The organism is Nostoc sp. NMS8 (assembly GCF_017115045.1).
GTDB lineage: Bacteria > Cyanobacteriota > Cyanobacteriia > Cyanobacteriales > Nostocaceae > Nostoc.
In genome coordinates, this window is the sequence record NZ_JABXKK010000089.1 from 96478 (window position 1) to 110666 (window position 14189).

At 41.5% G+C, this 14189-nt stretch carries 13 protein-coding genes and 1 tRNA gene; 6 read left to right on the plus strand and 8 right to left on the minus strand.

Annotation, left to right across the window (positions count from 1 at the left end; genetic code table 11):
* Positions 1 to 43 precede the first annotated feature (43 nt).
* The 6 genes from HWQ39_RS18495 to HWQ39_RS18520 form a co-directional block, all read right to left on the minus strand.
* Complete coding sequence (locus tag HWQ39_RS18495; protein WP_292848075.1) at positions 44 to 1501, minus strand: YcjF family protein; 1458 nt, start codon at positions 1499 to 1501, stop codon at positions 44 to 46.
* A gap of 104 nt (positions 1502 to 1605) precedes the next feature.
* Positions 1606 to 1682, minus strand: a tRNA-Met gene (locus HWQ39_RS18500).
* A gap of 46 nt (positions 1683 to 1728) precedes the next feature.
* Complete coding sequence (locus HWQ39_RS18505) at positions 1729 to 2682, minus strand: asparaginase (protein WP_292848078.1); 954 nt, start codon at positions 2680 to 2682, stop codon at positions 1729 to 1731.
* A gap of 93 nt (positions 2683 to 2775) precedes the next feature.
* Positions 2776 to 3276 (minus strand): CGLD27 family protein, encoded by a 501-nt coding sequence (locus HWQ39_RS18510; protein WP_292848081.1) that lies wholly within the window; start codon positions 3274 to 3276, stop codon positions 2776 to 2778.
* Complete coding sequence (gene rsfS / locus HWQ39_RS18515) at positions 3273 to 3731, minus strand: ribosome silencing factor (protein ID WP_292848084.1); 459 nt, start codon at positions 3729 to 3731, stop codon at positions 3273 to 3275. The genes HWQ39_RS18510 and rsfS overlap by 4 nt, the downstream gene beginning before the upstream one ends.
* A 639-nt stretch (positions 3732 to 4370) precedes the next feature.
* The gene (locus HWQ39_RS18520) at positions 4371 to 5645 is read right to left on the minus strand and encodes a glycosyltransferase family 4 protein (protein ID WP_292848087.1); all 1275 of its coding nucleotides are present in this window, start codon (positions 5643 to 5645) and stop codon (positions 4371 to 4373) included.
* Between the two features lie 373 nt (positions 5646 to 6018).
* On the opposite strand from HWQ39_RS18520, the gene HWQ39_RS18525 reads away from it, so the two are divergent.
* The 6 genes from HWQ39_RS18525 (at position 6019) to HWQ39_RS18550 (ending at position 12956) form a co-directional block, all read left to right on the plus strand.
* Complete coding sequence (locus tag HWQ39_RS18525; protein WP_292848090.1) at positions 6019 to 7194, plus strand: DNA cytosine methyltransferase; 1176 nt, start codon at positions 6019 to 6021, stop codon at positions 7192 to 7194.
* A gap of 170 nt (positions 7195 to 7364) precedes the next feature.
* A complete protein-coding gene (deoC, locus tag HWQ39_RS18530) occupies positions 7365 to 8045 on the plus strand; it encodes a deoxyribose-phosphate aldolase (protein WP_292848093.1) in 681 nt (226 codons plus the stop codon).
* 89 nt (positions 8046 to 8134) lie between these two features.
* Positions 8135 to 9067, plus strand: coding sequence for a DNA repair protein RecO (gene recO, locus HWQ39_RS18535; RefSeq protein ID WP_292848096.1), 933 nt, complete (start codon positions 8135 to 8137; stop codon positions 9065 to 9067).
* On the plus strand, positions 9054 to 10706 hold the full coding sequence (locus HWQ39_RS18540) for an MFS transporter (protein WP_292848182.1): 1653 nt from the start codon (positions 9054 to 9056) through the stop codon (positions 10704 to 10706). Before recO ends, HWQ39_RS18540 begins: the two co-directional genes overlap by 14 nt.
* Before the next feature lie 357 nt (positions 10707 to 11063).
* On the plus strand, positions 11064 to 12212 hold the full coding sequence (locus HWQ39_RS18545; protein WP_292848098.1) for a glycosyltransferase family 4 protein: 1149 nt from the start codon (positions 11064 to 11066) through the stop codon (positions 12210 to 12212).
* A gap of 300 nt (positions 12213 to 12512) precedes the next feature.
* Entirely contained in the window at positions 12513 to 12956 is a 444-nt protein-coding gene (locus tag HWQ39_RS18550) for a DUF29 domain-containing protein (RefSeq protein WP_292848101.1), read from the plus strand.
* 61 nt (positions 12957 to 13017) lie between these two features.
* Here the strand turns inward: HWQ39_RS18550 and HWQ39_RS18555 are convergent, their stop codons facing one another.
* Together HWQ39_RS18555 and secG are read right to left on the minus strand one after the other, a co-directional pair.
* A complete protein-coding gene (locus HWQ39_RS18555) occupies positions 13018 to 13827 on the minus strand; it encodes a peptidase (RefSeq protein ID WP_292848104.1) in 810 nt (269 codons plus the stop codon).
* A gap of 10 nt (positions 13828 to 13837) precedes the next feature.
* Complete coding sequence (gene secG / locus HWQ39_RS18560; protein ID WP_179066611.1) at positions 13838 to 14071, minus strand: preprotein translocase subunit SecG; 234 nt, start codon at positions 14069 to 14071, stop codon at positions 13838 to 13840.
* Positions 14072 to 14189 lie beyond the last annotated feature (118 nt).

The following is a 14189-nucleotide window of genomic DNA, read 5'->3' on the forward strand; positions in this document are numbered from 1 at the left end:
GCTTGGGTAAATTTTATGTTTCTACAGCACCAAGTAAGTGAAATTATCCTACAGCCTTCTGAACACCCACTACTTCAACTTGTTGCACTTCTGGCAATAAACGCTTCACGCCTTGCTTAACAAATCCCTGCAAAAAACCAATCTGCTGATTTTGCTGAAACACCTTTTGCAAGGTTTGCCGCAAATTCTCCAAATTCAAACCAGTCCCAGAATCTACCGCTATTTCCTGCTGTTGGAAATATTCAACTACACTTAACCCTGCGACTCTAGTCAGATAAGCTGCACTGACTCCCTGAACTACGCCACCAGCAACAAAGGTAACGGCATTACTTTTCAGAACAGTACTAATCACCTTTGTCGAAAGTTCAACTAAGCCCAATTTCAGCATCAAACTTCCCATTGTTCCAGCTACAGTTTGCGCTTGTTCTAGGGAAAACTTCTGCTGATAGATGTTACCCAAATCCATTACCATTTGAGCATTAATTGCCGCAGTCGCCAAAATATCAAGGGCTGGGACTGGGTTAGCAAAGGCAGCAGCAGCAGCTATCCATTGATATTGTTCAATAATTGGGGTAGCGCGATCGCGTCTGGTTCCATTCAGCCAGTTTTTCGCCTCAGCTTTCAATAACCCGGCTTTCCTCATAGTAGTTAGCCAAACCAGGCGTTGTCCTTGCTGTACCAAAACTTCATCCAACTGCTGTGTCAACTGCTGGATATCTACTGCTGGTTGTTCCATCCACTCTTGCACAGCACCATCAGCCTCATGCTTTCGGACTTTGATGGCAATAGGAGAGGCCGCAGTTGCAACTACATTCCCCTGCATTCGCTGTTTCAATGACAGCAAGATGCTGGCGCTTTCATCGGCTAAATACTGGTCTTGTTTGTTGAAAACCAGGATTGTAGGCTGATTTACTGCTTTTAGCTGCTGTAAGGTTTGAAATTCTGAGTCTGTCAAATCACCGTTTGTCAGGAACAGAACAAAATCAGATTTTGCTACTTCTGTCAAAATAGCTGCATCAGAATTTTCACCCACTTCTCTAAATAAAGGTGCTGTCTCTTGTAAAGACACGAAATTTCGTGTCTCGACATTTTGCTTTAGCACTTGAATTAAAGTGCTTTTACCCACTGACTTACCGCCAGTCACAGCAACTTTAATTTCTTGTCTGTCTAATTCCAAGAATAGTTGGTTAACTTGTTCTCGCAGTGTTTGTAACGCCGGATGATTTTCTGATTCTTGTGCCAGCTGGTTTATTACAGTTTCAGTTTTAGCGATCGCACTTTCCACAGTCGCCCGATCCACAACCATACCATTTAGCTGCTCTAAACTGTCTTTCGGGCGATTTTGCTGGAATAACCACAAACCACCGCCTACAGCTAAGGCACTCAACAAACCAAACTCACCCACCTGTACTATAGAATCGTGCCAACTGTCCAACATCCACAAAGAAAAGGACAGTCCCAATCCTCCCACTAAAATTGGTCGCTGCAACTTCACAACCATGATTCTCCGCGCCTTTTAGATGGCTATTTCTTCCAGAATAGATCGAAAATAAAACAAAACCCTGCAATCTTTACTGATCGTAGGGTTTTGTCTTATTTTTTATTTGGTGGCGGGAAGTGGATTTGAACCACTGACCTTCGGGTTATGAGCCCGACGAGCTACCAGGCTGCTCTATCCCGCGTTGCTCTCGACTTACTTATAGTAACCTATAGTCAAGAGTTTGGCAACTACAAAAATGATAATTCTCCAATTACTTCTAAACGCTTGTATTTTCCTAAGGTGACAAAGTTTTCTGAGAGGCTTTCGGCGGCGCTGGGACTAATCCAACCCATTTGCTGGAGTAAGTGAATCGCCACGGCGTATTTTGCGCGTTTCGCCCCATCCATGACTTTGATTGCCAATCCCAAGCCTTCACCGAGTCTACCAATGCACTGCACTCCTTCGGCACCAGTTTTACTGACTAGTTCTCCTGGAGTTAAGCGCATCAGTTCCGTATCAAATTCTCCATCTCCTGCGACCATTGCGGGGTGATGAGTCATCGCACGGACAATCCGCTCCATATCCAAATTGGTACTAGAGGCTAGCAGTGCATATAAAGATGCCATGTGACCTAGCTGCATCAGATAAGTTGGTGCGCCACAGTCATCATGAGCGCTAATAAATTCTGCTGCTGGCATTCGTAGCAACTCTGCTACTTTGCCCAAAATCAATTGCTGTATTGGGTGCTTGCGATCCAAGTAGTTATTCAAGGGCCAATGGCGCTGCTGACAAACAGCTAACATTCCCGCATGTTTTCCAGAGCAATTGTATTCTAAAGGACTCCGTTTGCCTTCAGGAATTGGACACTGGAGTATAGTCGGGTCAAGATCCGCCCGCCAAAGGATGTTAAATACCTGTCGGACTTGATCTATTCTTCCTTTATGGGAACTTGTAATAATTGCTAAATCGCGATCGCTGAGTTGATAGCGTTCTAGTGTACCTGTGGTGGTGACAGCGAGTGCCTGAAATGGTTTGAGTGCTGAACGGATAAATGCAGCAGTTTCAGAATTTCCAGCAACGGTGAGAACCCGTCCTCGTTCGTCGCAGACAACAGCTTGGACTATATGCCTGGATTCAATAATACCTTCTCGCAGCAACCGGACTTCCAGTGCTGCGGCTTGAGTTCGTTTTCCCATTGTCATGGGTTTATATTTATCACCTTTTTTAATTAATTAGTCATTGGTCATTGGTCATTAGTCCTTAGCTAATGACTAATGACCAATGACCAATAACTCTTAAAACAAATGCCAACCTATAGTACCAATAACGTACATTCCCGCCAAGCCAGCAAAGGTAAATTGTAACCGTCGCAGAATGGGTTTGATTTCGTATGCAACAATTAAGCGATCGCGGTTGAGGACTTCCTGTGGTTTAGTCCAAGTTTGGCCGTCGTACCAGCCTGATTCTTCATAAAATACTGTGGGACTGCAAAGGCGATCGCACACGTAGAACCAACCTAAGTACAACCTTACCAGTATTAGTACTAACCCGACACTCGCTCCCGCTGCACCACAGAGAATAAAATGTGCAATATACTTGTGAGGGGGAAAACTTGCCGCAGCTATGGGCCCTGCAAAAAGCCAAGATAAACCCCAAATCCAAACGAGTTTCGTGATATACTCGCGCCAATCTAAAGTAGTATCACGAAACAGCCAGGAAGTTTTTAACTCTTCGTATTCATTGAGCGGTTGTTGGTCTGTAGGAACTGGGCAATTAGAAACCGAAGACCTAATCATGTTGGCTTGCCCTCACCCTCATCAGATTCTGGAAGGGAAATACGTTCTGCATGAATCCAGAACGCTTCTAAATTATAAAATTCCCGTTCCTTAGGCATCATGATGTGAACGATCACATCACCGTAATCTTGTAGTACCCAACTCCCCTCGACTTTTCCTTCTGTCCTTAAAGGACGGCGTTGCAACTCAGTTTCGACTTTTCCTTCAATTGCTTGAGCGATCGCCCTGACCTGTACCCTAGAATAACCAGTCATCATCACAAAATAATCAGCCAGGTAAGACACCTCTGCTACTTTGAGCAATAATATCTCACCCGCTTTGCGGTCTGATGCTGCAACGATCGCGGTTGCAGCTAATTTTTCGCTCGCCTCTTCGGTTTGGCCGTGGCTTATTACCGCACTCTTCGTCAGTGGGACAGATTGCAATGGGAAATTTCCTTGGAAATAATCAGTCATTAAACCTCAGGTGCTTTCTTCCTTTTGAAACAATTGTTGACATTTACTTACAAACAACAAACAATTGATCTGACAAACAAATGTGTCAATAGGTTTTTTTGAATACTAACAAAAAAACAGGTGTCTATGGGGCTAGTTTGATAATTGGCTGTTTGGATTTCGACATACGCAACTGCTGATTGCTGATGGTTATTGTGCAGCGATAAATCAACCAATAGCTTTCCAGCAATAATTGACAGCGAAAATAATCGCAGATTCATCAAGCAGCATAATATGTGATCTAAGGCTAGTAATTCGCAGGTAAGGCTAAATTTAGGCTTTAGACTTAGGCTGCCTGCTAAAAACTACGAGCCAACACAGCAAACTCATGACTGAATCTACCAAAAGTGCGAGTAATATACAAGCGATTTAGTATTAAAAAATACCAAGCAATCTCCATGTATGGATAACAAATTGGTTTACTCACGGATTGAATGAAGTGAAGCCGTGGGATTTTTAGTTTAACAATGCACCTGAAAACCTGCTTATCTATTGCTATATGTTTCCTAATAAAATTAGCTACCCTCAAAATCTCCCGCTACCTAGATTTGAGGGCATAATTATAATTTCTACAGATGCAATGTAACTTTGCTGCAAAGCTTAAACTTCTTGTTTTGTAACTATGCCTGTAGACTGAATTGCTTGACGATTTGCTATCAATGAGTAACATAAGGACTCATACTGATTTAAAGCTTGCTCAAAAGAATATTGCTCAACGGCATATTGGCGACTTTTGTAACCCAGAGTTTTGACTTTTTCGGGATTTTGGTACAAATCTAAAATTGCGATCGCTAAAGCTTGGGGATCTTCTGGAGGTACAATAACTCCGCCGCCACTTTGCCTGATGGCTCTTGCTGCCGTGCCATTATCAGGGACAGAAGCAACTAAGGCCCCTCCACTGGCAAGTAACACTTGAATTTTTGATGGCATATTGAAGGATACAACATTTTTCTTTTGCACCACCAAGCCAACATCGGCTGCTGCTAACATTTGTGGCAAATCTTTGCGGGGTTGAAATGGCAGTAACAAAACATTATCTGCGCCGCAGTCTAGACATTCCTGTTGCAATCGCTGTAAACCTTTGGCCTCGCCAACGATGACAAAGACAATATCTGGGATATGACGCAATACAGCAGCAGCTTTGACGACGCTTTCTAAACCTTGAGTTAAGGCGATGTTACCAGAATAAAGTACTAAAAATTTGCCATTCAGATTATGGGCTGTGCGGAAAGGGTTATTTTCTTTAGGCAAAGGGCGAATAAAATTTACATCAACCCAGTTGGGGATTTGTACAATTTTGTCAGCTTCTACACCCTTAGATCGTAAATTCTCCACAAACCCATCGGCAATGACGCTAATTTTACTGGCAGTGCGGTAGGCAAATTTTTCTAATAATGTAAACAACTGGATGAGTAATTTATTTTTAAGTAGACCAACGTGGACGGCTGCTTCTGGTAATATATCTTGTAGATTTAAGATCACAGGACAAGCACGTAACCATCCTAAAAGAGCAACTGGTACACAGCCTGGTAAGGATGGTGATGTTGAGAGGATCACATCTGGACGCCAACCGATGAGGGCGGGTACAAAACTAGTGACAACGAAACTAGCATCTAGTAACACCCGATCTAATAGGTTGGGTTGTGGACGAATCCAAACGTAACTGCGTTGAATTTGAACGCCATTTTTGTATTCGTTGACATACCACTTGCCCCGATACTCTTGGTAAATTTGACGTTCGGGGTAGTTAGGCATAGCAGTTACTACGCGCACTTCATGCCCACGCTTCACTAGTCCCTCTGCTAATTCAGTCATCAGTGGGGCAATACCAATTGGTTCTGGATAGTAGTTGTAGGAGTAAATTAAAATCCGCATAAAAAATTAGTCCGAAGTACCCCGGTTTTTATTTAATGACAAATATTTGTCCAAAACATTATTTGGAGCTTGGTAACTCCTATATTTAATTGTGACTTCAGACTCTTTTTCTGTCAGGGATTTTCCTTAAAGATTGAGTAAACTTCGATATGAGATACTTAGGGAAAGTGTGAATTTTTTTTTACTATTTAAGCAGTCTTTAAATTGTTCGTTTTTGATTTGTACTTACGTAGAAACCCTAAGTATATTAGCGTTTGCCAACCCTTAAGACCAAAGGGGGATAGTTAGTATTAATTTTCCTGTAAGAAAAAATATAACCAATTTTCTTAAAATTTGATATTAATTAATACTGTTTTGTAATACTAGTAATTTTATGAGCGATCGCCCTTGTATTTTCTCTTTTTTTGCTGGATCGGGTTTCCTAGATTTAGGTTTTGAAACCAGCGGTTTTAATATTGTTTATGTCAATGAAATCTTCGCCCCATTCATCGCCGCCTATCGCCATTCACGGGAAGTTCTGAAAATGCGATCGCCTGAATATGGGTATCATTATGGTGAAGCAGCAGATGTAAAAAATCTTATTACTGGCAAAGCAGCACAATGTCTTCAAGAATTAGTCAAAGACTGCCGCAAATCTCATCATATAATTGGTTTTATCGGCGGGCCTCCCTGTCCTGATTTTTCTATTGGTGGAAAAAACAGAGGACGTTTAGGAGATAATGGCAAACTTTCCGCTTCTTACATTGAATTAATTTGCCGCAATCTTCCTGATTTCTTTTTATTTGAGAATGTTAAGGGTTTATGGAAAACGGCAAAACACCGTTTATTTTTTGAATCGCTCAAGCAACAATTGCAAGCAGCAGGCTACATATTAACAGAGCGGTTAATTAATGCTATTGAATACGGCGTACCCCAGAATAGAGACAGAATTATCCTAATTGGCTTCAAAAATAGTTTTCTTCAGGAAATGAAAATCGCATTTGATAAAAAACTACTTTCTGAAGAAACTTTCCCTTGGAATAATTCTATTTTATATCCTCAAGAAAATGTTTTCGCTTACCCTTGGCGTAAGTGTGAACCATTCAAAGAAAATTCTCTAACACCTTGTCCTGATGGCATACCTGAAGAACTGACAGTTGAATACTGGTTTAGAAAAAATAACGTTCTGAATCATCCCAATGCTGAACACTATTTTCAACCAAGGGCAGGTACAACAAAATTTGCTGCTGTTCAAGAAGGAGATAATTCCAGGAAGTCTTTCAAGCGTCTGCATAGATGGCGTTACTCTCCGACAGCTTGCTATGGAAATAATGAAGTACATTTACATCCTTACAAAATCCGGCGGATTTCTGTAGCAGAAGCTTTAGCTATCCAATCTTTGCCTGCAAATTTTGTACTTACAGAGAACATGTCACTCACAAATATGTTTAAAACTATTGGTAATGGTGTTCCATATTTAGCATCAAAGGCATTAGCTCAAAGTATTATTAACTTCTTAAAAACTAGTGTGAAAAATACTGTTGACATTCATAACGTTACTACCACTTAACGTCAATTTAAATACTTACAATAATTCTGGAATATCTGTAAAGCTGATATTCAAGACAATTCAGCAGCTTGTTTTCAGGATAAACTCGTAATAAATGTGGTTTAATATATATATAAGAAATGTTTTAATTTTTTATATAGTTTAATAATCAATCACTGGCAGAAGACACGATGGCAGCAGACTATCCAGATATTGATATTGCGCCATTTATCGATCACTCCCTATTAACGCCAACAGCTACTCCAGAGCAGGTTGAGCAATGGTGTGAAGAAGCATATAGATTCAACTTTGCGGCGGTTTGTCTGTTCCCCGCTAATGTCAAGCAAGCAGTCGAACTCCTCCACGGTAAAAACCCCAAAGTTTGCACGGTGATAGGCTTTCCTTCTGGTGCAACGACTTCAGCCGTGAAACTGTATGAAGCTCAAGAAGCGGCAGATAGTGGGGCCACTGAGTTGGATGTGGTTATAAACTTGGGCTGGTTGAAAGCTGGCAAAACTGAAGAAGTCCATCGAGAGATTGCCGAAATTTGCGAAGAGACTGGGCAAACCGTCAAGGTAATTTTGGAAACCAACCTTTTGACGGATGCGGAGAAAAAAATAGCTGCTGAAATAGCTATGGAGGCGGGAGCGGCATTCTTAAAAACCAGTACTGGTTGGAATGGTGGTGCAACAGTGGCAGATGTAAGACTTTTGCAGGAATTGGCGAAAGAAAGGGTGGGAATTAAGGCTTCAGGTGGTATCCATACAATCAATCAAGCCCTAGACTTAATCGTAGCTGGTGCTACTAGATTAGGTACATCTCGCGGCATGGATTTGATCCGCCAGCGCGATAACCTGGGAAAGGGTGAATAGTTATTTGTCCTACCCTGCGGGAAGCCGCAGAAGCGTCTATGTCATTTGTCCTAAGCTAGTGACCAGTGACTAATGACTACTAATGACTAATGAGTAGAACCTACAAAGCAACTGGTATTAATCTTAAAACCCAGGCGCTAGGAGAATCTGATAAAATAGTGACGATTTTGACACGGGAATTCGGTCTAATTCGAGCTGTGGCTCCAGGGGCACGTAAGCACAACTCCAGCCTGGGTGGTAGGAGTGGAATGTTCGTTGTGAATGAACTATTGATTGCCAAAGGGCGATCGCTTGATAAAATTACTCAAGCACAGACTTTAAAAACTTATCCTGGTTTAGCTAAAGATTTGGGAAAACTGGCCGCCAGTCAATATTTAGCAGAAATAGTTCTGTGTGAAGCTTTGAGCGAACAACCCCAAGAAGAACTTTATGATTTGTTCAATGAACATCTTCATCGCTTGGAGATGGTGTCTAGTGCAAATCCATCTGGTGTTTTAGCTCATCTGGCTCATGGTGTATTTCATCTTTTAGCCTTAGCAGGACTAACGCCACAAGTGCAAATCTGTTGCCTATCTCAGTACCCCCTCAAGCCAGACTTCACAGACCCTAACTGGCAGGTAGGATTTAGTATCCCCGCAGGTGGGACGGTTTCCTTAGAAGCTAGGGAACGTTTACGAAAAGAGGGGCAGAGGGAGATTAATAACCAATTCCCTATGCCCAATGCCCCTTACCCCTTATCCCCAGAGGGGGCCCCACCATCCCCAATGCCCAATACCCAAACAGTTGTTGTGCATCGGCAAGAAATCACAGGTATTTCTTGCTGTTTGGGTGCTATAGAACTGGCTTTGCTTCAACATCTATCACAACCAGAGATAAGGCAAATTGATGGTGCTAAAGATCATCACTGGTTATCTGTTGAGCAGACTTTGCGCCAGTATGCTCAGTATCAATTAGGTCGCCCTATTCGCTCTGCTACCTTAATCGACTCTTATTTTGCTGCCAACCATGATGCAACCGTCTGATTTGGATAAAAAAATCCTGCCTTTGTCACCAAGCCTCGTCAAAAAACAGAATAGGGTATTAGATCCGACAGTCAGGAATCACTTGAGTGCTGTTTCTAAGTGTACATCTAGTCAAATAAATGGCCAAGAAATGTCCCCAAAAGACGTTTCTAAAAACGATCAAAGTTGGACAGCGGAGATCCCAAAAACTGATGTTCCAAGTCAATCAGAAACACAATCTGAGGAAAAATTAACCACTGTTGAGGTAGATAAGAACGGCGCTCCCAATGGGCATAATTTGCCAGTAGCCGCGATCGCAGAAAAAGAACCACCACAATTAGATGGATCGGGTTCAGGTGGAGAAGCTATTGCAGGGAATGTAAAACAGCAGGGATTTTTACCTGTATTAAAAAATCCTAATTTCTTAGCTCTTTGGGGTGGTCAAGTTTTTTCCCAATTGGCAGATAAAGTTTATTTGGTGCTGATGATTGCCTTGATTAATACTCAGTTTCAAGGAAGCAATCAGAGTATTAGTGGTTGGGTATCAGTCTTGATGATGGCTTTTACGATTCCAGCCGTATTGTTTGGTTCCGTTGCTGGCGTGTTTGTTGATCGCTGGTCGAAAAAGGCTGTGCTGGTGGCAACGAATATTTGGCGCGGCATCCTAGTTTTGTCAATTCCCTTCCTGGTGTGGTTGACTCATGACTGGAAACCCATAGGAGTGCTGCCAGTGGGTTTTTTGATCGTTCTGGGTGTGACTTTTTTAGTTTCCACACTGACGCAGTTTTTTGCCCCGGCAGAACAAGCGGCAATTCCCTTAATCGTAGAAGAACAGCATTTACTCTCGGCTAATTCGCTTTACACAACAACGATGATGGCATCGGTGATTGTTGGGTTTGCCGTTGGAGAACCGTTGTTAGCGATCGCAGATGGACTTTGGCTGCAAATTGGTGGTAGTGGTAGTTTGGGCAAAGAACTTTTAGTAGGTGGTAGTTATGCGATCGCTGGACTAATTTTGTTCCTCCTGGCAACTAACGAAAAACACCACCACCCCGATACAGAATTCCCTCACGTATTCTCTGACTTACGAGACGGTTTTGCCTATCTCAAAGCAAATCATCGCGTCCGCAACGCTTTGCTTCAACTGATTATCTTGTTTTCTGTCTTTGCAGCATTAACTGTTCTAGCCGTTCGGATGGCAGAAATTATTCCCAACATGAAAGCCTCCCAGTTCGGCTTTTTACTAGCAGCTGGCGGTGTTGGCATCGCGGCGGGAGCAACAATTCTCGGTCAATTTGGTCAACGCTTCTCTTACACCCAGCTAAGTCTGTGCGGTTGTATGGGTATGGCAGCATCCCTGATTGGTCTGTCAGTGTTTACAACTCAACTGTGGCTCGTCTTGTTACTGGTAGCGCTCTTAGGTATCTTTGGGGCACTAGTGGGAATTCCCATGCAAACCGCAATCCAAACAGAAACACCTCCAGAAATGCGTGGTAAAGTTTTTGGCTTGCAGAACAATGTAATTAATATTGCCCTCTCCTTACCTTTAGCATTAGCTGGTGTCGCAGAAACTTTTCTAGGACTACAGGTAGTTTTTTTGGGATTAGCTGCGATCGTCTTTTCAGGAGGTATATTAACCTGGTATAACTCACACAAGTAGTTATCAGCTAAGAGGAGTTATTATTCATTACCTTGAAGTAATTAATATTTACTTAAAGCTTTTGCGTTCATGGTAAACTGTGGTCAGTGAAAATTTATCACATACTTGCCGGATATGAATCTGACATTAGTTCAGAGTAAGTTGTTTAAATATTAGAAATTAACAACTTATAAGTAGAATAAATAAAGCCATAAATCCACTGGTTTAATCAGCTTAAAATAAGCTTTTTAAACTGGTAGAAAGTTGTGGAAATTTTTAATAAATAAAAGAACCAGCAAGTATAGCTAGATAAAAGATAAATCACAAAGGACACAAAAGTAATAGCTCAAACCTGCTTTTATTACAGCTAAATAAAGAATGCGTATAGCCTGGATTGGAAAAAAAACACCCTTTTGCGGCAATGTCACCTACAGTCGAGAAATTACAAATGCCTTGCTAGATAGGGGACATCAAGTTAGCTTTCTTCACTTCGCCCAGGAAGAGTCTGAACCTGACAACTGGCCAAATCTTCGAGAGGTTTCCCTACCTTTCATTTACAAGTCCCAGGTTTACACAATTCCCACTTTTAAAGCCACCAAAGTTTTAACCGATTCACTGCGGGAAATCAAACCAGATGTAGTCCATGCTTCCTTGACGTTATCTCCTCTAGACTTTTTTCTACCGGAAATCTGTGAGGAACTGAGGTTGCCCTTAGTTGCCACTTTTCACACACCGTTTGCTGGCAAGGGAGCAAAGCTGATATCGGGAACACAACTTTTGGCTTATCAGCTCTACGCACCTTTTTTAGTTAACTACGATCGCGTGATTGTATTTTCCCAAATTCAGCGAGAATTATTGGCAGGGATGGGCGTAAGGGAAGAAAATATTGCCGTAATTCCTAATGGGGTTGATACCGCTAAATATTCTCCAGGACTTTCTAAAATCAAAGCAGAATTTAAAGCCGATCGGTTGTTTGTCTATCAGGGTCGCATAGCGCCAGAGAAAAATGTCGAAGCTCTCCTCCGTGCTTGGAAACAGTCGGCAATGGAGCCTGGTACTAAGTTGCTAATTGTTGGCGACGGCCCTTTGAAGTCTTCCTTGGAGCCGTTTTATGGTTCAGAATACGGTATTATCTGGTTGGGATTTGTCGCTGATGAAGACCGACGCATCGAAATTTTGCGGGGCGCAGATGTGTTTGTTTTGCCTTCGTTGGTTGAGGGTTTATCCCTATCTCTGTTAGAAGGAATGTCATGTGGGTTAGCTTGTTTAGCAACAGATGTGGGTGCAGATGGAGAAGTCTTGGAAAAGGGCGCAGGTGTTGTTATTAATACTAAAACAGCGCGATCGCAATTAAAAACACTCTTGCCAGTGTTACAAGACCATCCTGAGTTAACAACGTTACTGGGGCAAAAAGCTAGACAGCGTGTATTAGACCGCTATACCCTGAGTAAAAATATTACTCTACTGGAAGAACTTTATAAAGAAGTTTTAGCACAGCGACCTCTACCGCTAAGTCGTAGAGCGTAAGGAAAGGGAAGAAGTGCGATCGCACTGTAAATCTTAAGATGGCAATAAGTGCGATCGGGTAAAATACAAATACCTAACTAAGAATTCTCTTACCAGTTTTACAAGGCTATCTAAAGTTAAAAAATTGTACAGTCGATTCAGGGTGAACAGCGAGAGACTTGGATTACTGAGGGTAGGGTAGAACTTTCGGTTGATTATTCTTCTGGGAGTCGTTGGATATCTTCTGACTTAGCTTATGGGTGCTGTGTATGTTTTTTTCTGGGCAATTATCGGCAAAAATTAAAGCTACAAAATGAACAAATGACTGCAATCATCGACATAAAAACATTATATGAATCCAATTACCTGCAATGGTTAGAGGAGACTATTAAAGGTCTCAAAAATCGACAATTAGGAGACATTGACTATGAAAACTTAATAGAAGAATTGGAAGATTTGGCTAAAAATGAAAAAAGGCGAGTAAGAAGTTTATTAGAACAGATTATTAGACATTTATTACTTTATCAATATTGGGATTTAGAAAAGCCAAGAAATGCTAATCATTGGGCTGCGGAAATTATTAGTTTTCGGAACCAACTAAATGAAGATTTAAGTGCTAATTTACGCAATCATTTAGAGGAGAATTTCAACATAATTTATAGCAATGCCTTAGATTATGTTAAAGCTAAAACGAATTTAACCAATTTACCTGAATTATGTGCTTATACTTTAGAGCAAATTTTGGATAAAAATTGGTTGCCTTAATCTTAAATTTTGATTTTTTATATAAAACATATTCATATTTTAACTCAGCAACACCATAAAATTAAGTCGCTGAATTATCAATTAAAGACCATCCCAAAGTAGTTGGTTGTTCATAAACCCGCTTTAGAGTATTTACATCTCTGAGAGAAATAGACGGCGGGTTACGAACTTGGGAAAAATATAGGGCATCAGTTTGTAGCGGACTATGACCCCAAATTCCCAACGCATGACCGAATTCGTGACGGGCTGCGGCTTGGATATACTCACCTGTTTGACTGGGACTTAACAAGATGGTGAAGCGGTGGGATAAAACCTTGTTGGTGGTGTATAACTCGTAAGTAGTTTGTGCCGATCGCGCACGAGGTATATTACTACCAGGGGAAATTTGTAGAGGTGGCGCTTTTCGCGCGATCATAATGTCAGCAACTTCTGGCTGTTCGACTATTGTTAAAGGTAAATAAGTACTCCACTCCTGTACACCCTGCAAGACACTGTTAACCCATACTTGAGCTTGTTTTTCGCTGATGGCTTTTGGTAGTTCTACGTAAACTCGAACGGGAAATTGCGACCAGACTAAATAACCAACTTGGGTTGTTGTGACTTGGGAAAAGTAGTCACCACCGTTAGTGTTATCTTGCCACTGTGCAAGTGTGGGCGGTAAGGGATGGGGTTTTGGGGAAGATGAGGGTAGAGAGATTCTTAAATCCGAATACCCATATTTTGGTATTATTGTAAACCCATCACTCAACTCGATATTAGTAAAAACGACTAATAGCCCTGTGCCAAGAAACAAGGCAAGAGCTACAATTAACCGTCTTGAAATTAAATTTATTAGGGTGTTAAGTATCGGATGTTGGGTTATTTTCCCCATTTACCTATCCTTATTTAGGCAGCCAACCAGCACTTAAAACTACTGTTAAACCGAGAAAAATTACTGTCAATGCCCAAGTAATTCGGTTTAAGGTGTTTTCTGCACTCTTTGTGCTGCTAAATAACTGTGCTTGTCCGCCAATAGCGCCAACGCCATCACCTTTAGGGCTATGCAGCAAAACTAAGATAATCAAACCAGTGGCAGAAAATGCCCAAATGCCTTGCACGATATTACTAATTGTCATGGTAGGAATCTCATTTATAAAAAGTTTCAAAAAACAGAATTCAGAATTCAAAATTCAGAATTCAAAAGTTAGGAGTTCACTAAAAACTCCTAACTCAGCACTCAGCACTCAGCACTCA